Source organism: Kitasatospora sp. NPDC018058, assembly GCF_044327205.1.
Classification (GTDB): Bacteria; Actinomycetota; Actinomycetes; order Streptomycetales; family Streptomycetaceae; genus Kitasatospora.
This window is the reverse complement of sequence record NZ_JBIRFA010000048.1, coordinates 19,428-37,658: the sequence shown is the minus strand read 5'-3', so window position 1 is coordinate 37,658 and position 18,231 is coordinate 19,428. Positions and strand designations below refer to the sequence as shown.

Here is an 18,231-nt window from a genome sequence, read left to right as displayed (position 1 = left end):
TGGTCTCCTACGCGCTTGCGCGAACGGGGGTGGGGAGCGCTCGCCGTCCGGCGATGTGGCCGCCGGAGGCCGGGGGTCAGTCGACGTCCGAACTGCCCAGCAGGATCGCGCTCTTGACGCCTCCGATCTGGTAGTTGCAGGTCAGTGCGTAGTCGAACTCCAGGTGCCGGGTGTGGAAGCCGGGGACGGGATCGAAGCAGATGTTGTCGGCCGGCTCCTCGCAGTTCGCGGTGGGGCACACCTCTCCCTGCTCCAGCATCAGGAGGGTCAGGGCGACGCCCAGAGCTCCCGCCGGGGCGCCGTTGTGGCCGAAGCAGGCTTCCTGGGAGGTCATCAGGAGGCCTTCGACGGCGTCGCCGTAGAGCTGCCTGGCTGCGTTCGCCTCGAACGCGGTCACGACGACGTCGCCGTCGCTTCCGCCGTGGATGTAGGGGACCTGGCCGATGTCCCACCGGTCGCCGAGGCACTTGCGGATGGCGGCGACCAGTGACGCGCCGCTCTCGTCGCTTGCCAGCGGATTGGACAGGCCGTCGCGGGTCATACCGTGCGACAGGACCTGGCCGTAGGTGTACGCCCCGCGTCGCTGGGCGCGGTCACGGCTTTCCAGCACCAGGGTCACCGATCCCTCGCCGTGGTTCACGCAGTCGGCCCGCCGGTCGTAGGGCCTCATGACCCGGTCGAAGGCCGGGAGGAGTTCGGGCATGCCGTCGACGCGGACGGAATCGTAGGCACGCTGGGCACCGTGCAGCAGACGCTGGACGTTCTGGATCACATCCACACCGAACACGTCGACGCCGGTGACGACGGCGAGGTCGATGTCACCGTCCGCGATCATGCGGCGGGCGTTGCCGATCTGGACGGCGGAGGAGGCGCAGCCGCACGAGACGGTGAAGCAGGGGCCGGTCGTGCGCATCAGCGCCCCTTGGACCAGTGCCACGTCGGAAGGGGTGAGTCCCTGCTGAGCCCTGACGAACAGCTCCATCGCCTGGTGCGGGGTGGTGGTGCGTGCGTCGGCGTGCAGGACTTCGAGGTAGCTGGCGACGTTGGCGTCGATGCCCCCGCGCCCAACCAGGACGGCGGCGTCGGTGAGGTCACCGCCCCGGATGCTCAGTTGGGCGTCCGCGCAGGCTTCCACGAGGGACACCAGCCCAAAGCGGTGCGCGTTGGTGTAGTGCTGGGAGAAGATGCCCGGCAGTTCCGGCAGGCGCTCCGTGAAGGCCGTGTCCGGCAGATCGACGGAGCCGTAGTAGACGCCGTGATGCTTCAGGCACGAGCGGCCGTTGGCGGCCACGTTCCAGACTTCGCCCGCGGTGAACAGCGGCTGCTCCTCGCCCGGCAGGCAGAACCCCATGCCGGTGACCATGGTGTCCCGCTCGCCGGTGCTGCCGCCTCGTGGGCGCGCGCTGGAGAGGCCGCTCACGACGCGCGCCCAGGAGTGCGACGCGGACGCTCGTTCCGTACCGGTGCGGGAAGGTTGCTGATCATTGCTCACCTCGGGGTGTGGGGATGGGGTGATGCGGGACGGCGCCGCGTCGGGGTGCGGCTCCTGGGGTCCGGCACGGGCGTCGGATGCCGGGGGGACGGCGACGGGCGCTACTCGGCGATGGCGGTCCGGTACGACCACCGGTAGACGGGCATCAGTACGCCGCCGACGTCTTTGAAGTCCTGCGTGATCTCGAAGTGCTCATAGCCGTTTCCGCGAGGAATCTTCAATCGATTCACAATGCTTCCGGATTTCACTTCCTGGATCTCAGGAATGTCACTCGGGCCGCCCTCGAGGAAGACGAGCAGACAGTGGAACGTGACACTCACCTTACCCATTCAAAAAGCGCGGAGTAATTCATCGAGGGGGGACCAAGCATCCGATTGACGGCGCACTCACTGAATACCCGCAGGGAAGGCTGGTTAACCCAGGAGGCTCAACAGCGCCTGCCGCGCGCCAGGGGCGCACCCTCGTCGCCGCCTGCAGATCGCCAGGGCCCCCGGAGGCCGTGATGTCATCCGGTCAAGAATAGCCGGCAAGAATAAATACGAAGACTTCGCCATGCTCTCCCGGCCATACCACGCCATGGACATAACAGCAGGTCAGAGGAGTGAACGAACCGGTTTCCGCATGTGATCTCCCCAGTTTCCGGGTACTCTCGCCGCGATTCCAGTCCAGATCCACGAGCACCCCTCGAGGGTCGTCCGGGAAGGCGCTCACTCGCGCTCACCTAAAATGCCCAGGAGCAAGTCTTTTGGTCGCGACCGGCTCCACATGACGAGGCATCGAAGAGATTGTGCGCCCCCGAGTAGCCTTATGCTCCCGCCTTCGGCGAATACCCTATTGCCACCCGATGAAGCCCGAACCTACCGTGAGGAAAACGCCTCGTCGACTCGGCCACAATGGCCCTGTCCGGCGTTCGGAAGTCGGAAAAGAGGAATCCTATGTCCCCGATTCTCCTCGCACTCGTCCCCTCGCAGGGTCCGACGACCGGGGGTAACCCCGTGCTCCTGGTCGGCACCGGACTGACCGGCGCGACGGCGGTCCGGTTCGGCGTCACCCCCGCGCTCAGCTTCACCGTCCAGTTCGACGGCGCCATCACGGCCGTCGCCCCGCCCGGGAGCGGGACGGTCCCGGTCACGGTGATCACGCCCGCCGGCACCAGCAACTCCCTCAGCTACACCTACCAGGCGCCGGCCCCGCCGACCATCCTCGCGCTCGTGCCGCCGATCGGCCTGGCCGTGGGTGGCATGCCCGTCCTGATCGTGGGTCATGGCCTGTCCGGCGCGACGGCGGTCCTGTTCGGCGCCACCCCCGCCACGAACTTCACCGTGCTGGGCGACGGCGCCGTCCTGGCCGTCTCCCCGGCCGGGACCGGAACCGTCCCCGTCACGGTGATCACGCCCGCCGGCACCAGCAACGGCGCCTCCTACACCTACCTGTAGGACGGCGGCCGACCGCCGGTCCGTGCGCGACATGATCCGGCGGGATGAGAACAGTGAGCTCCGACAGCAGCCGCGCTGTCGGAGCTCACTGTTTGTCGGACGCTCGGTCGGGGGCGGGATTCCGATGTCCGCGCCGCTCTCGGAAGTGGTGGCGACCCTAGATCGCCGGTGGGGCGGTGTAGGTGTAGGCGAGGCTGTTGCCGGTACCGCCGGGGGTGGTCACCGTCACCTGCACCGTGCCCGAGCCCGAGCCCGAGCCCACCGGCACCGTGGCGACCAGGTCGCCGTCCGACACGACGGTGAAGCCCGCCGGCGCGGACCCGAAGGTGACCGCGGTGGCAGCGCTCAGCCCGCTCCCCGCCACCGTGACCGCGGTCCCACCCGAGATCGGCCCCGCCGCGGGAACCACACTCACCAGTTGCGGAACGGGAACGTAGCTGAACGCGACACCGTCACTGGTCCCTCCAGGAATGGTCACCGTCACCGGCACCGTGCCCGAGCCCACCGGCACCGTCGCGATGATCTGCGTCGCCGACACCACCGTGAACGACGAGGCGGCGACGGCACCGAACCGCACCGCCGTCACCCCCGAGAACCCGCTGCCCGTCAGCGTCACCACCGACCCCGCCGCCCCCGGCACCGGACTGACCGGACCAATCACCGGAATGTTGTGATCAAGCATGCCGTACCCCATGGGTTGTGCCGTCTCCGAGTTGCCGAATGTCGTACGTGCGCAAGGCGCCTGAAGCGTCGGCTACTTGCCCAGGGATGCGACGGGCGCCACGGCGGGGAGCCCCGGTCGACGGAGGGAACATCGACCGGGGCTCGTCAGGGGTGGTGATCCGCCGGGCGGCGGGGCAGCCCCGTCCAGGCTGGGGGCTTGTGCGGACTCCCGACCGCCGTGTCGAGCGCGGGCCGCCGGTCACCGGAGTCCGGGCGGCGAGACGCGGGTGAGTGCGCTGGCCCGGGTCCCACCGGTGGTGGATGTCCTGGGCGTAAGCGCTTCCGGATACGGTGGCGACCCTCGGCCGGCGTCCGAGACGTCCGCGAGCGACGCGGGCGCTTCTCCGGTCAGAGTCGGCTGAGAGGTCGCCGGATTCGTTCCGGGAAACCCTCACCGGCGGGCCCCGAGGTCGGGCCCGAGTGACCGGCACGACGCCGCTCGACCGACCGGCGATCTCGTTGTCCGGCTCGTAGGCAGTCGAGGTACGGCGTGGTCTGACGCCATGACAGGTGGCCCGGTAGTGCCGTTGACCCACGGGGGCCGACACGAAAAGGCCTGTTTGTCCCCGTGGAGGAGCTCACCGCCGTTTGCCTTGGTCACTGTCGTCGGGACGCTCGTCCGTGCGGCCGAAACGCCGTCCCCGGCCGATCCGTCCTCGGCGCCGCCTGTGTTTTCCACGGACGGACTCGGCCGAGCGCATCCTGCCGGAGTCCCGCTCGGAAACGTGGTCGTGGGCGGCTGCGGTCACGCTTTCCGTTGTCAGCGGTTCGCGAACGGACTGACTGCCCGCCAACACCGTGGGTACGTACCACCCCAGCAGAAGCCCCCAGCACCACACCGCTGAAATCCTCGTTCGACGGTACGAGGGAGAGGAGCCCGCAGACCACCCGGTCGCCGTACGGGCCAGCACGCTTCGGAACCTTCGGATTGCTTGCATGACGCCTCCTGGCGTATGTAAGCCGCCGCATCTGCCGGCAACCGCTGAGACGGCGCCGGCAGATGGATCCAGATCCTCCACGGGGGTGCCCATCGCGAGCCGCACGTCACCGCCGCCTGAAGCACAGCGGGCGCCGGCACACGTTCCCCCGGGGAGGGATGGGCGGCCCGCCGGTTGGATACAGAAAAGTAATCCAGAGCGGTGAAATCGGTGACAAGCCTTCCGACCCGCTTTCACCCGCTTGGCTCAACGTTCGACCATCTCCCGCAATACGGAAAATGGCCAATGCCGCAGCGCGCAACCGGCGCTGATCAGCGAGAACAGACCTGCCAGTGAGGAATTTGCATGCTTATTCCCCACCCGGCAAGATCGCGACTTCCCTGCCTGTGGCCCAAGAGACGGAGCGGCCACGGGCGGACGAATTCCCCACCTGCTGCCGTTCGGAATTGCTCATCCCAGCCTGGATGTACCGCGCGAAGCGTCCGGCCGGGGCCAGGCGGCTGGGCGCGATCAACGCTCCGACCCGAGTGGACGCCGCCTCGGCTCTCGTGGAAGTGAGGCTTCGGAGTCGCGCCCCACGTGGCGGACGGCGATCTGCGACCCGGGCGGTTCGCGCGCTGCTTCACGGTCCGGCCGCCGGGTCGATCAGGCGGCCGCCCCGTTCTTCCGGGGCCGGCCGAGGAATCGGGCACCCGGTGCGGCGAGACGGGATCCGCCCGGGCGAGACCGATGACGGTCCCGCCCGAGCAGACGGCCTCGTCGGCCACGCGGTTCAGGTGGTCAGGGCCTGGCTCCTGGCTCAGATCCCCGGGCTCGCGAGGTACTGGAACGGGGTCGCGGCGGTCACGCTGCCGGCCGCGTTGGTGACCGTGATGTCGCCTCCTTGAACGAGGTGGGGTGAACCGCGCGGCGGTGTGCCCGGGGAGAGCCGCAGGCCACGCACGGTGCGGGTCGGACCAGGCCCCGGCGAGGGCGAGACGGACGGCCACACCCGTGAACCGGGCGGCGGGCCGGTCCACGGGTGTGGCCGGGTCGCTCTCCGGGCGTGAGGGCGAGACGGTCCTGGATGGCTGTCGCCGGTCGCGGTGGCGGGCGGATCGTTCACGCCCCTGCCAGGAGAGCCCACGGCGCCACCGGTAGTGACCGGCCATACGGCAGGCCGACGCCCCACTCCCCCGGAGAGGATGGGCAACCCACCGGATTGAACGCCCCCAGTAACCCATTGAGGTGACAAGCACGCAAGGTACTTGACGCCACATCACTCCATTGGCGGCACGGTTGACTGAGAGTTCGGCTCGTCTCCGACGGTCGCTCTCACTCTCGCCGGTAGATCGGCTCCGTCGCGCGGTGGCCTGGGACCCGGTCGTCGTCGACGAGGCCCACCGCACCGCCGGCTCCGGGGGCAAGGCCTGGGCCGCCGTCCGCGACGACGACCAGGACGCCGACCGTCGCGCTGGTGATGCGAGACGACCGCCCGGCAGGATCCCCGCTCGGAGGGTACGGACGCCCGTCTGCCGAAGGACGCCCTGGTGGCTCTGCTGTCGGCAGCGGGGTCCCAGTCGAGCGGGCGATCTCGCGCAGCCGACGTTCCGAGCCTCCGGCGTTCGGCTCCTCGTCCGCGCACGTGACCGCGATCGTCACCGGCATGGACACCGGCGGTTCGGGTCCCGCCGGCACGGGCGGCACTGGTGCCCGAGCACGCGGAGCTCCACCCGGGACCGCAGGGCGCGCTCCTCCTGGCCACACCGGCGGGGCTGTCCGAGGAGTGACCCCCCTGGCGGCCGCGTGCGCTTCCGGTGTGCGGTGCGGAACCCTACGAAGTGTCAACCGTTGCTGACGCCGGGCCTGGTCAGCGCCAGGCATGGGAGCAGACGGGGGGCGCGCGCGCGAGCATGTACACCGGCATATGCCAGCGACCGTTTCGCTGGGCGGCGGTACCGGCAGGGCGACCGGGGATCCGTGCCCGTGCGAACCCCGGCACGCCGAGCACACTTGTGCGACGGGTGGCCAGACGCATCTTTGGCCTGCTCGGCCTGGAATTCCGGGGAGAACCGCGAGCGCTCTCGCACCGCAGAGGTCTATGCCAGTCGCCCTCCATTGCGTGCCGCGAAAATTGTTAAGCACTCAACGGCCGAGATCCAGCCACTGTTTGGCCGATCTCCGCGCGCGACTTGACATGGCATGCGTGGGGCCTTTGCCAATTGACTGCCGGGTGATTCGCTCACTCAAATTACACAGCAATCGGCAATGTCTTGCAGAAACCTTTCTGCTCTCACTCCTGGGCTTCGTGTATATTTCCTGGCTTCCCATGGGTCCCATGAGGGAGCCGTAAGCCATAGCGAAGCCTGCTAGGAGTGGAATGCTGACCGGAGAGGAATACATCAACATCTGCGCCCTCCGATCCCGAGGGTTGTCCATCGCCGCAATCGCCCGTCTCCTCGGCCGCGACCGCAAGACCGTGAGCTCCTATCTGAGCGGGAAGCGCACCGTCGGAGTCCGCAGCTCCAGCAGGGACGAGTTCGAGCGGTTCATCCCCTACTGTCGCCGGCGGCTGCAGGACGATGCCCACTTCCAGGCATCGATGCTGTTCGCCGAACTCGTCGATCTCGGCTACAACGGCGGCTACTCGACCTTCACCCGCGCTCTGCGGACCCATCAGCTGCGTCCCCGGTGCCCGCTGTGCCAGCGTCCGCCCCGCACCCGCCCCGGTCGGCCGGACAACGCGGAGGAAGTGCACTTCCGCTGGTTCGTCCTCTCCGACCCCCCTGCGGACTGGGGCAGCACTCATGCTTGCATCCTGGTGGGACGCCTGACCCACTCCCAGCGCTGGAGCGCAGTGCTCGCAGAGCAGATCGATCTCGGCCACCTGGTCGACTCCGTCGACCGGATCCTGCGCCAGTTCGGCGGAACCGGCTGGCGCTGGCGCTTCGACCGGACGCAGCCGATCCCCTGCCCGGGAGGTGGCAAATTGACCACGGCGCTGGGCAAGGTCGCGAAGCACTACGGTGTCGTCGCGGATCTCAGTCCGGCGCGGCAAGACGCCGACGACCAGGCGATCGGGCAAGCACTCGTTCTGTGGTGGCAGACCATCGGCGCGGACACCGGCCTGCTGGAAGCGCAGGAGAGCCTCGGCAGGCTGGCCAGGATCATGGACGCCCGCCGGGCCGCGGCAAGCGGCGGCCACGACGGGTACACCGTGCCCGCTGCGACGGTCCTGCTCGACCTTCCCCGCGACCCGTACCCCGCCAAGATCAGCGTGGCTCGCGCGGTCTCGGCCAACAGCATGGTGTCCTACCGGGGCAACCTCTACGCGGTTCCACGGCATCTGCACGGTCACACCGTGGAAGTGCGCCGAAGGCTCGGTGATCCCCTTCTGGCGATCGCGACTCCTCGTGGCAGGGTGATCGTTCAGCATTCACTGGCGCCCGACGGTGCCAGCCTGTCGGTCATCGGCCACCGGCACGGGTTCAGCCTCGAACGCCCGATCCCGGTACCGAGGCCGGCCTGCCACAGCAAGATGTACAGACCGCCGTCCGCCGAAGCGCTCGCCGCGGCCCGAGCGCTCCGACCGGACGCCTGCCAGGAGGACGGATTAGAGCCCGGTCAACAGGCTGACGGTTCACCGGGACGCCCCGGCCGATCCTGGTGGTGGACGGACGTTCTCGATCGGATCCGGAAGGAACCGACCGAGGGCGACGAGCTCGTCCGTTCGGAGACCGTGATCCACCTCGCCACGCATCGATGACGTGACCCAACTCCGTACCGGCGAAGCCACACCACCCTGGCGAGGCACCTGAACCGGACATCACGGAACCGGCAAGGACCCTTCGAGGGGAGACAGCGCGCATGGCGGACGACCTGCGCCCCTACGCTGGACATGGGCACGTCCAGCACAGGGTTCACCAGGTCGGGCCCGAAGACACACAGGGTCGCGCCTCCCTCCCGCGTGTGATCGGCAGCGGCTGACCGGAGCCGGGTGATCTCACAGATCAGCGACACGTGAAACGCCGGAAATCGCTAACCGAATTCCCCATCCCGCCCTCCCAGGCGTCGGATACCGGTCTTCCCGATAGCGACTCGGATGGAGTAGCGCCAAGTTGTATGAAGACTACTGAATTCGCCTTCGATTGCCGGAACGTCAATTCTTCGCACCACTCTGCCGGTCTGCGCGCCCTGCTGCCCGCCCTCGGCGGTGAATTACGTTCCGTTCATGCTGGGGTCCCGCCGGCATGAACGCTTCTTTTCGGAGGGGATTCGGATGATCCGTTCTCGTCTCGCCGCCGTCGCCGTCGCCGTCGCATCCGGCGCTACCCTCGCCATCGCCCCCGCGGCACAGGCCGCGGCAGCCCCCGGGCTCCAGGTGTCGGCGTGTGCCGCCGATCTCACGGCCGCGATCGGCAGCAACGCGGCCGCCATCGACGCCGACTCCGTCGGCGACACCGCCGACGCTCGCACCTACAACCTCCGCACCCTCGTCATCCTGGCCGGAGCGGGGCTCACCTGCTTCTGCCGGCCGGACCAGGTCCACGCGGACATCATCGCCGCGGCGACCGACGGCATCCATGCGGCGATGTCCAACGCGATCGGCGACTCCGCCGCTGCGTTGAACAGCGAGAAGGCCGTGGCGGCCGCGTTGACGGACGCCCTGGAGGTTGTCCGGTATGCCGAGGTGTGAGGTCTCACGGCACACAGGGGCTCGTTGTTGACCTGCTCGGGTGTGGGGCCTCGGGGGTTGAGCTGCGTTGTGGACCATCGTCGCGGTATTCCGGTGGGTTCGGGCGCCACCCGGTGTGATGGTGTGTGACATGCCGCTTTTGGAGTAATCGGATTACGTAGGCCGTTCGGCCCGTCACGCTGTGCGTGTTGATCACGGTCCGGGTCAGGGAGACCGCTGGTGCACAGGTCTCCTGGCACCGGTCACCGGCACCCGTAACAGCGGCGCGAACCGGAAGGGCCACGGGGCATGACCCGCACCATCACCGTCACCGACCAGGACGAGGACCGGGATCCGGAGCGCGTCCCACCCCGCCGGCCGTCCCTACCGGGCGATCCGGTGGACATGCTGATCGACGAGGCCTGCCGGGAGCTGGAACCACCCGCCTTCCGCGAGCGGTTCATCGAGCTCGCCGCCACCGCCCGGCGCGAGCAGGCCGCCTACGAGCGGTTCCTCCTCGACCTGCTACAGGTCGAACCCGCCGACCGCGACGTGCCCCGCCGGCGAAGACTGCTCCGCATGGCCCGCCTCCCACGCCCCAAGAGGCTGGAGGACTTCGATTTCGCCAGGAACCCGAACGTCACCGCCGAGGTCGTCGCCGACCTGAAGTCCCCCACCTGGGTCCGCGCGGGCCGTCCGCTGGTCCCGATCGGCGACTCCGGTGCAGAGTCCTACGGCTACCAGGCCACCCGGGCAACCCTCTTCCCGACCAGAAAATGACGACTCCCCAGCCCCCTCGGCCGGTCGGCCTCAACCGCAGGCGTGGACGGTGCCGCCTGTCACACGCGCTCTGTGCCATGATCCTTGCCCTCACCTCCGCGCTGGCCTGGATCGTGACCGGTCCGTCCGAGGCCGCCCGGGCCGCGACTGCGTGTACGGCGAGTCTGTGCGTCCTCAATGCGAGTGCTGCGGACACCCTGTACGTCCACCCCGGCAGCGTCCAGGTCACCGGAAGCATCCTGGTCAACTCGACGAACAGTCAGGCCGCGCTGGTCAGTGGCAACACCTCGGTCATCGCGAACGGGGGCACCATCGGCGGCCCGGCGGCACCGGCCGGCTTCGCCACGTCGAGCGGCGGCTCGTACAGCCCGGCCCCGACCAACCAGCCCGCCGGCACCGACCCCCATGCCACCTTGGCCCAGTGCCCGGCCGCGTCGGCCTGTCCTTCGACACCGACCCCGCCGTATCCCTCGGTCAACCACGTCTCGGGGAACCAGACGATCAGTCCGGGGGTGTACTCCAGCATCTCGTCCCTGGCTGGCACGCTCACCCTCAATCCCGGCACGTACGTCATCACCAGCACCACCGGCATCACGATTTCCGGCGGGAAGATGAACGGCACGGGAGTGACGATCTACCTCGCCTGCCCGACCTACCCGACAGCGTGCGCGGCGGGCACCAGCGGTGCGTCCTTCACCGACCAGAGCGGAGGTAAGACCACCCTCAGCGCACCGACCACCGGGGCCTTCACCGGTTTCTCGGTCATCGCCGACCGCAACAACACCGCGGGCGTCACGGTCGCGGGAAACGGCACCTGGCTCACCGGCGGCGGCCTGCTCTACACCGCCGCGGGGAAGCTGACGGCCTCATCCGGAGGCAAGGCCAGCTTCACCGGCGCGGTCGTGGACAGCGTCGAGACCAGCGGCAGCAACAGTTCCCAGATCAGCGTCATCCCGACCACGGGCACGCTGGCCATCAGCGTGCCCACCCCCGCGGGCCTGGGCACCGCGGCGCCCGGTGGCACCCTCAGCGCGGCCCTCGGCACGATGACCGTCTCGGACCAGCGAGGAGTGAGCACCAGCACCTGGACGGCGACGGTGTCCGCCACGAACTTCACCACCGGCGGCGCCACCTCCGCCGAGACGATCACCACCTCGAACGTCTCCTACTGGTCCGGACCCGCGACGAACACGAACGGAACCGTGACGGCCACGCCGGGTGAGAGCAGCGCCTCGGCCGCACAGTCGCTCAGCAGTGCGAGAACCGCCTTCACCTCCACCGGCAGCGGGAACAACTCCACGAGCTGGATCCCCACCGTGGTGATCACGATCCCCGCCGCTGCGGTTCACGGCACCTACACGGGCACCGTGACCCACTCCGTCGCCTGATGCCGCCACCCCCTGCCGATGAGCCCGTTCGGGCCCGTCGGATTCAGCTCACCCGCCTGCGGCGAACCATCCAGCCGCAGGCGATCAGGAGGACGACGGCTGACACACCCATGGCCATGCCCGGCGCCATCGGTTGGGAGTCCACCATCTCCGGTGTGACCGACGCGTCGGCTCGGTAGCCGTTGGGGAAGGTGATGGTGGCCGTGGCGGTGTGTCGGACCAGACCGCTGGCCAGTGTGAGATGGACCTTCCAAGGTCCGTCGGGAAGCTTCCTGTCCAGGGGGACGGTCACCGGCTCGGTCTCGTCGATGCCGAGTGTGGTGCCGAGGTTCACCGCGAAGGGACCGGCACTGAGAGATCCCGGCCCGTCGGTCATCGACATCGATCCGGTCAGGTCGAGGGCACGCTTGCCGGTGTTGTGGACCTTGGCCACCAGTTTCGGCGTGCCGTCGGACTCGCGCGCGGGAGTCAGCTCCTCGATCCGGAAGTCGGACGGCGGCTCGCCTCCGGGACCGACGTCGAGGTAGATCCGTGCTCCGACACGGTTGACCAGACGGACGTTCCCGTCCGGGCCGCCGAGGCCCGCGACCTGCGCCCAGAGGACCGCGTACCGTTCGCCGGCGGACGCGTTCGACGGCACCCGGACGCTGACGCGGACCACGGCCGTGCCGTGCGCCGGGATGTCGCGCACGGCGGTGGACGGCGGCGTGGGCGGCCGGGTGCCCGGTGTGCCGCAGTCCGTCGTTCTGCTGGATACATCCGCATCCGAGACACAGTCGTCCACCGAGACCCAGGTCGTGAGCTCGTTCGGGGTGCGATCGGCATCGACGATGAAGGTGCCGCTGTTGACCGCGGCGGAGCCCGCGTAGAGGTCGACGTGCTGGTCGACGTCGGAGGTGTTGGTCACCAGCAGTCGGCGGTGGATGACGGTTCCGGGCGCAAGGTGGTCCACGATGTACATGTGTGCGCGCGGGTCGGACTCACGGTCCAGGGGCGCGTCGAGCAACTTGAGGCCGATATTGCCCTCAACGGCGGGAGGCGGCGTCTGGCCCTGGCCTTCGGCCGTGGCGGTGCTCGCGCCGCAGATCAACGCGAGCACCGCCGTGGCCATGCACCACAGGCCGGCCGGGCTACGCGATCGAATGTGTCACCGTCCCGGTGTAGGTGCCGTTCACCGCGCTGACAGGGATCGCGACGACCAGCGTGGGGTTCCATGTCGCGGAGTTGTTGCCGGTGCCCCCGGTGAGGCTGTAGGCGGTGCGGCTGACGTTGAGGCTCTGCGCCTGGGCCGCCGTGGCCTGGCCGGGCGTGAAGACGCCCAGGCCGGTGGTGGCGCTCGCGGTGCCCGACCAGTAGGAGATCGAGCTGGCCGGGATCGTCTCCGCGGCCGTGCCGCCGCCTGTCGTGAAGCTGGTGGAGATCGCGGACGCGGTCCAGGCGGCCGTGAGCAGCGCCCGGGTGTCGGTGACCGTGACATTGCCCAGTTGTCCACTGATGGAGTTTCCGGGCAGTCCGTTCCCCAGACCCACCGGGCCTGCGGGGACCGAGATCGCTAACGAACCACCCGAGACGGAGAACGTGACCGCCGTGTCTCCGGGCGCGGCGCTGGCCACTCCGGCGTTGGCGACAACCATCGCGGCCCCGGCGGCCACGGAATATCGGATACGCATGGGCTTTCCTTGTGCCATCAAAGCCCGGAGCAGCAGCAGTCCGGGTGTCGCCCCAGTGACGACCCCTAGTGATATCCGCATACGCACAGTACCTAAACGCCATTCCTCCGTCTGGTCGAACGCGACCACGGAAGAGAGCCCAGCCAGGTCAGGCCGGGAAACGAGCGCATCATCGACAGCCAGCAAGGATTTGCGAAATGCAGTCATATGAGATGCGCGCTAATGAATTCCAGAGGAAGAGTCCGCGATTTATCTCCATCGTTTGTTTTTGACGCCAGCTCAGTGGGGATTGTACGTGCGCAGCGCGATTGCGAAAACGATGTCACCCTGAGCCGCGTGTCGCGGTACCGGGCGACTGCGCCGACTCTCCCCCTATAAGCCCGACACCGGTAATACAAGTCATACCGGCGCTCCGGCTCCGCCGTGCCCTTCAGGAAGGTGTCTCATGTCCCGCCATCCTGGCCGCCTCAGGCGGCTCTACCGTGCACTCGCCGTCCTCGCCCTGACGGCCGCTGTCGCAGCGCCGGGCACCGTCGCCTTCGGCGACTCCCCGCACCACCCCCCCGCTTCCCGGCACCCGTGGGTAAAGTCCTGTGTCCGACACCGGGGACCGATGGGGCTCATCGGCTGCCTCGCGGGCAAGCACCCCCAGACGGGGAAGTCACGGCCCCGCCAGACCCCCACCATCAGCGAGTCGGCGACGCCCACCGCCAATGCGGCCCCGGTCGGCATCACCGCGGGGCCGGACAACGCCCTGTGGTTCACCGAGAACGCCGCCGACGCGATCGGGCGCGTCACCACGACCGGCACCTTCACCGAATACTCGGTGCCCACCACCAACGCCGGGCCGGCCGAGATCGTCACCGGGCCGGACGGCGCCCTGTGGTTCACCGAATCGAACGTCGACAAGATCGGCCGCATCACCACCGGCGGCACGGTCACCGAGTACGCGCTCCCCACCTCCGGCGCCTACCCGTGGGGCATCACCGTCGGACCTGACGGCAACCTCTGGTTCGCGGAGCCCGGTGCCAACAACATCGGCCAGATCACCACCGGCGGCACGATCACCGAGTACGCGCTCCCCACCTCCGGCGCCTACCCGCTGAGCATCACCTCCGGGCCGGACGGCAACCTCTGGTTCACCGAAGTCCTGACCGGAAGCATCGGCCAGATCACCACCGGCGGCACGATCACCGAGTACGCGGTCCCCTCGACCGACTCGCTGCCCATCGGCATCACCGCAGGGCCCGACGGCAACCTGTGGTTCACCGACGCCGGCGCAGCGCAGATCGGACAGGTCACCACCTCGGGTGCGTTCACCGCCTACAACCTCACGGATGCCGTCTTCCCGTTCCCGTGGGGCATCACCTCCGGGCCGGACGGCAACCTCTGGTTCACCGAGAACGCCAGCAATGACATCGGCCAGATCACGACGTCGGGGACGATCTCCGAGCTCTCGATCCCGACCTCCAACTCGAGCCCGTTGGACATCGCCACCGGATCCGACGGCAACCTCTGGTTCACCGAGAACTCCGCGAGCCAGATCGGCACGGTAACGCCCTGACAGAGCCAGCAGTGTGAGCAGTCACTCAGCCGGACGGCCGCGCCTCCCGCCGAAGATCTGGGCGGGAGGCGCGGCCGTCCGCTGGGCGGGCGCCATCACCGGCGCACCGCCGATCCCGCGTACCGCCGCAACGCACAGCACATGACACAGTGACCGACAAGGGACACGGCGCGAGCGCGGTGGCCTCCGCGGTCGACCGTCCGGCCGAAGAGGCGCTGTGACACCACCCCGGAGGCAGCCGGGCCGGACGACCGGCCACGGGCGGCAGCACCCTCCGGACGAAGCCCCTACCCGACTTCGGGCAAGCCTGTCACCGCTGGAGCAAGCGGTGCAGATTCTGCTGTTTCACGCAGTCTGCGAACATGACATTTTCACTCAAACCCGTGAGCAGATCGAGGACAGCGGCAAGCGGCTGGTATTCCGTGCGGATGGCAGGGCGCTCACCACAGGCCTTCAAATGCTCCCAAAGCGCGTGGAAGTAGTCCTCGAGCTCCAGACGCGCGTCGAACTGCGCGCTGAGCCGTTCGGGATCGAGGCGACGCAGGGCGTCGCGGTCGAGCTGAGTCACCGAGTTGATGATGCTGTTGAGGACTTCACGGCTCTCGGTGCTTGAACTGGGCATGGGTGCTCCTGACGATGTGCGCGGTGGATGATTGAGGCTCGACGCTCGATGTGCCGTCCGGCCTGGTCGGATCGCGCGCGCCCGGACGCCGGTGGACGCAACCGGTGGCGGGTGGTGTTCGGGACCACCGCGTCGTGCCCCGGAGCACGGCTTGCCGGCCGGGCATCGGCAACCGGGGTGCGCGACCGGCGACCGCCCCTGGACGGTCACCACGCGGCAGTGCTCCGACCGGACAGCGGCACGACGGCCCACACCGAGCAGCTGCCGTCCGCGCTCAGCCGCACCCCCCATTCCTGGGAGCATCCCGCAACGAGCGCCAGGCCTCTGCCGTGGTCCTCGTCCGGCGTGGCGCGGTGCAGCCGCGGCACCGTGGAAGTCTTTCCCTGATCACGGACCTCCAGCAGGAGCCGGTCCGCGGTCCGGCGCAACCAACCGGTGATGTGTGCACTGTTGGAGTGCTCGAGGGCATTGGTGACAAGTTCGGAGATCACGAGCAGGGCCGCGTCCCGGGCATGGTCGGCCCGAACGTCCTCGGCGTCCAGCCACAGCCCTGCCAGCCCCCGGGCGATCGGTACCGCGCGATCGAGAGACGGCAGCCTGAAGGACAGCGGACGGCCCCTGGCCCAGTGGCTCAGGACATCCTCGGCGAGAGCTCCCGTCGGCCGTCCGTTGATCTCTGCGGTGGTCAGTGGAATCTCCTCCTCGGTGAACGGCGGGGTCGCTTCTCGGCTCACGAGCCGAAAGCGGCTGCCGGTACGACTGCTCGCGGCTTCGCGGCTCAGGCCGCGCCTGGCACATGAGGACTATTCCCTCCGGCGAACGGGGAACTCCCTCTTCGCTCGAGCTGGTTCATGCGTTCTCCACGGCTCGTGGCCCACGTTTCGCCGGAGAAGGCTCCTCGGTCCGTCCAGGGCTCTTCTCCTACCGAAGGATCGGAGCAGCCGGCCGAGCGGGCACCGGACTGGTCGAAGTAAATCAGAAATAGATTATCCGCAGGGAGTGATCCATTCCAAAAGACGGGGGGCGTGTTTATGCAATGCAGGCGCCTAGTGTGACGGTAAGAAGAGTTGTTCGCGCCACCGGGTATCTGGCGGAATGAACTTGACCTGTTTCGTTCACTCAAGTCCGGGTTTCACAGCGAATACGGACGCCGAACCATTGATCCTGGTCTTCGGTGGAGCTATTTGGGCAAGTTTTCTTGCGCGTGCCCAAGGGCGGCTGGCGACTCGCTCACGGAATTCCGCACCGACCTGGCTGAAATCAGCCGTTCCGCTTGTGCGCGTCATGGCCCGCGCGGAGAAGCCGGAGGCCGTGCGGCCGGTCAGCCAGACATTGCGCCGAAGCCGGCGGCACCGTCGACGAGCAGGCGGCCACCAGTAGCACCGTCGGCCCCGAGGTCTGCGGACTCTGTTGGGAGCCCAGCGGACCACTTGCACCGTCGGCTTCGACCAGTCCGATTGCACCTGGGTCGACTCCGGCACATACCAGGGCTTCGCAGTACAGAAGTGGCTAGGCGAGGCGAGGAAGGGTCGCCGGTCCATCGGATCGACCGTCCCGATTCACCGCCGAGCCCCGGATGTGACGGCGTGAACCACGGTCACCGCTGGGAATCACCCCGCTCAGGCGCCTCAGAATGACGACTCCGCAGCCTACGCACGCCCGTATGTGTCCGCCCGGAGAGAGCCTCTGCCGGCTCTTGCGGAGGCCCCCCCGTGAACCACTGAGGGCCGGTGCGACAAGAATCGCACCGGCCCTCGGATCCAATTCCTCAACCGGGGGGATGGCAACACGCCTCCTCAGCGATGAGGCGCAAGCCGGAAGCGCTGGCAGACGCGGCAGCTGCTTATCCCGCGGAGAGGATGGGTGACCCACCCTGTTCGGATGTATCTAGTTACCCATCGAGCCGAAATAGCCGCAATCCCCTGACCTGCCAATTCACCCGTATGGCCGAGCATGTCAACAATGCAAACGCCTGTGCGACCAGACGGGAGGCCCCTCCCATCAGGCATTTTTCATATTCTGGACTGCTCGCTCGGAAAATTGGACAGCGTATCCTAAGGGGACTGCCAAATGATCGCGGAATACCGCCCGTGGGAGCCGACTGGGATACGCGACAGCGAGCTGGACACACTGACCCCGGCCTCGCGACTGAGATTCCCAGTGTCGGCGTACGTTCGGTCTGCTCTGCGCCGGTTCGATGAGGTTTTGACCGGTCTTCGGCAAAGCCAAACGTTGACGGTGAACGCGCTGACTTCCAGACGAACGCAGGCGGCCTACCACTTCTGGCACACCCGGGACCGCGCCCGCGGCGGGCCTGCGATCGACGATGGCCGCGGCGGACTCCCCCGACAGCCTCCGGCCTCCGGTCCGGTCGCGGGGACGCCCGCGCAGGTCCCCGCGACCGGTCGGCCCTTGGCGCCGGGGGGACAACTGGCGGACCGCCGGTAAGGCAGAGATGACGAGAGGTTCCACGGTGGCGTCTCGCAGGCCCCGGTCGCCCCGTGGCGACCACGCCGGGCTTCCTCACATCAGGTCGGCCGTCGCAGCGTGGAGCAGGATCAGACGCCGCGACGGTCTCCAGGGGCACGTCACTGAGCCCGGTGTCCTGCTCGCGCCCCTGGTCGGCGCTTCCTCGACCGGTGTCGTCCTGGCGGGCGGCTTCGGTGGTGCCCTGCCGACGCCGACCGGCAATGGCGGTGCGGGCCGCCGCCAGATCCTCGTCGGCCCGGGCACGGGCTCGTTCCCGCTCGAGTCGGCGAGCGGCAAGCCGCAGGCGAAGGAGGGTTCCTTCCGACTCGTCGCCCTCGGTCGCCATCCGGTCCGAGGGTCCGCTCGGAGCGGTTTTCGGCGTACTCCGTCGGTGGACGGGCGCGGGCCGCGCCGTGAGCGGGTCTCTTGGGGGTGGCACGTCCCACTGGTGATCGGATAGCTCCCACTGCTCCCGGAGCCGACGGCAGGCGGCAG

The 18,231-nt window shown here is 68.5% G+C and carries 13 protein-coding genes; 6 read left to right on the top strand and 7 right to left on the bottom strand.

Annotation, left to right across the window (positions count from 1 at the left end; genetic code table 11):
* Positions 1 to 76: 76 nt before the first annotated feature.
* On the bottom strand, positions 77 to 1,363 hold the full coding sequence (locus ACH4E7_RS38625) for a beta-ketoacyl synthase N-terminal-like domain-containing protein (protein WP_396253878.1): 1,287 nt from the start codon (positions 1,361 to 1,363) through the stop codon (positions 77 to 79).
* A 230-nt stretch (positions 1,364 to 1,593) separates the two neighbouring features.
* On the bottom strand, positions 1,594 to 1,812 hold the full coding sequence (locus ACH4E7_RS38620) for a DUF5988 family protein (protein WP_396253868.1): 219 nt from the start codon (positions 1,810 to 1,812) through the stop codon (positions 1,594 to 1,596).
* A gap of 615 nt (positions 1,813 to 2,427) precedes the next feature.
* Between ACH4E7_RS38620 and ACH4E7_RS38615 the strand changes: the two genes are divergently transcribed.
* Positions 2,428 to 2,928, top strand: coding sequence for an IPT/TIG domain-containing protein (locus tag ACH4E7_RS38615; RefSeq protein WP_396253867.1), 501 nt, complete (start codon positions 2,428 to 2,430; stop codon positions 2,926 to 2,928).
* A 157-nt stretch (positions 2,929 to 3,085) separates the two neighbouring features.
* On the opposite strand, the gene ACH4E7_RS38610 is transcribed toward ACH4E7_RS38615, so the two are convergent.
* Complete coding sequence (locus ACH4E7_RS38610; RefSeq protein ID WP_396253866.1) at positions 3,086 to 3,622, bottom strand: IPT/TIG domain-containing protein; 537 nt, start codon at positions 3,620 to 3,622, stop codon at positions 3,086 to 3,088.
* Positions 3,623 to 7,170: 3,548 nt separating this feature from the next.
* On the opposite strand from ACH4E7_RS38610, the gene ACH4E7_RS38605 reads away from it, so the two are divergent.
* From ACH4E7_RS38605 to ACH4E7_RS38590, 4 genes are all read left to right on the top strand, one after another.
* A complete protein-coding gene (locus ACH4E7_RS38605) occupies positions 7,171 to 8,334 on the top strand; it encodes a Mu transposase domain-containing protein (protein ID WP_396253865.1) in 1,164 nt (387 codons plus the stop codon).
* A gap of 513 nt (positions 8,335 to 8,847) precedes the next feature.
* Positions 8,848 to 9,264, top strand: a complete 417-nt coding sequence (locus tag ACH4E7_RS38600; protein ID WP_396253864.1) for a hypothetical protein — start codon at positions 8,848 to 8,850, stop codon at positions 9,262 to 9,264.
* 288 nt (positions 9,265 to 9,552) lie between these two features.
* Positions 9,553 to 10,023 (top strand): ATP-binding protein, encoded by a 471-nt coding sequence (locus tag ACH4E7_RS38595; RefSeq protein ID WP_396253863.1) that lies wholly within the window; start codon positions 9,553 to 9,555, stop codon positions 10,021 to 10,023.
* A gap of 77 nt (positions 10,024 to 10,100) precedes the next feature.
* Complete coding sequence (locus tag ACH4E7_RS38590) at positions 10,101 to 11,411, top strand: hypothetical protein (RefSeq protein ID WP_396253862.1); 1,311 nt, start codon at positions 10,101 to 10,103, stop codon at positions 11,409 to 11,411.
* 43 nt (positions 11,412 to 11,454) lie between these two features.
* Here ACH4E7_RS38590 and ACH4E7_RS38585 read toward each other — a convergent pair whose 3' ends face one another.
* Positions 11,455 to 12,522: a peptidase gene (locus ACH4E7_RS38585; protein WP_396253861.1), complete on the bottom strand. Its 1,068-nt coding sequence runs from the start codon at positions 12,520 to 12,522 to the stop codon at positions 11,455 to 11,457.
* Between the two features lie 19 nt (positions 12,523 to 12,541).
* Positions 12,542 to 13,081, bottom strand: a complete 540-nt coding sequence (locus tag ACH4E7_RS38580) for a hypothetical protein (protein WP_396253860.1) — start codon at positions 13,079 to 13,081, stop codon at positions 12,542 to 12,544.
* Between the two features lie 613 nt (positions 13,082 to 13,694).
* Here ACH4E7_RS38580 and ACH4E7_RS38575 point away from each other — a divergent pair.
* Positions 13,695 to 14,645: a virginiamycin B lyase gene (locus ACH4E7_RS38575; RefSeq protein ID WP_396253859.1), complete on the top strand. Its 951-nt coding sequence runs from the start codon at positions 13,695 to 13,697 to the stop codon at positions 14,643 to 14,645.
* Positions 14,646 to 14,955: 310 nt separating this feature from the next.
* Here the strand turns inward: ACH4E7_RS38575 and ACH4E7_RS38570 are convergent, their stop codons facing one another.
* Both ACH4E7_RS38570 and ACH4E7_RS38565 read right to left on the bottom strand, forming a co-directional pair.
* Positions 14,956 to 15,267, bottom strand: a complete 312-nt coding sequence (locus ACH4E7_RS38570) for a hypothetical protein (protein WP_396253858.1) — start codon at positions 15,265 to 15,267, stop codon at positions 14,956 to 14,958.
* A 206-nt stretch (positions 15,268 to 15,473) separates the two neighbouring features.
* Positions 15,474 to 16,001 (bottom strand): ATP-binding protein, encoded by a 528-nt coding sequence (locus tag ACH4E7_RS38565; RefSeq protein WP_396253857.1) that lies wholly within the window; start codon positions 15,999 to 16,001, stop codon positions 15,474 to 15,476.
* Positions 16,002 to 18,231: the final 2,230 nt, after the last annotated feature.

Excerpts from the sequence above, each read along its gene's own strand:
- ACH4E7_RS38605 (WP_396253865.1), top strand. The coding sequence starts at position 7,171 with ATGCTGTTCGCCGAACTCGTCGATCTCGGCTACAACGGCGGCTACTCG.
- ACH4E7_RS38595 (WP_396253863.1), top strand. The coding sequence starts at position 9,553 with ATGACCCGCACCATCACCGTCACCGACCAGGACGAGGACCGGGATCCG.
- ACH4E7_RS38600 (WP_396253864.1), top strand. The coding sequence starts at position 8,848 with ATGATCCGTTCTCGTCTCGCCGCCGTCGCCGTCGCCGTCGCATCCGGC.
- ACH4E7_RS38585 (WP_396253861.1), bottom strand. The coding sequence starts at position 12,522 with ATGGCCACGGCGGTGCTCGCGTTGATCTGCGGCGCGAGCACCGCCACG.
- ACH4E7_RS38575 (WP_396253859.1), top strand. The coding sequence starts at position 13,695 with ATGGGGCTCATCGGCTGCCTCGCGGGCAAGCACCCCCAGACGGGGAAG.
- ACH4E7_RS38570 (WP_396253858.1), bottom strand. The coding sequence starts at position 15,267 with ATGCCCAGTTCAAGCACCGAGAGCCGTGAAGTCCTCAACAGCATCATC.
- ACH4E7_RS38615 (WP_396253867.1), top strand. The coding sequence starts at position 2,428 with ATGTCCCCGATTCTCCTCGCACTCGTCCCCTCGCAGGGTCCGACGACC.
- ACH4E7_RS38580 (WP_396253860.1), bottom strand. The coding sequence starts at position 13,081 with ATGCGTATCCGATATTCCGTGGCCGCCGGGGCCGCGATGGTTGTCGCC.
- ACH4E7_RS38590 (WP_396253862.1), top strand. The coding sequence starts at position 10,101 with ATGATCCTTGCCCTCACCTCCGCGCTGGCCTGGATCGTGACCGGTCCG.
- ACH4E7_RS38625 (WP_396253878.1), bottom strand. The coding sequence starts at position 1,363 with ATGGTCACCGGCATGGGGTTCTGCCTGCCGGGCGAGGAGCAGCCGCTG.
- ACH4E7_RS38610 (WP_396253866.1), bottom strand. The coding sequence starts at position 3,622 with ATGGGGTACGGCATGCTTGATCACAACATTCCGGTGATTGGTCCGGTC.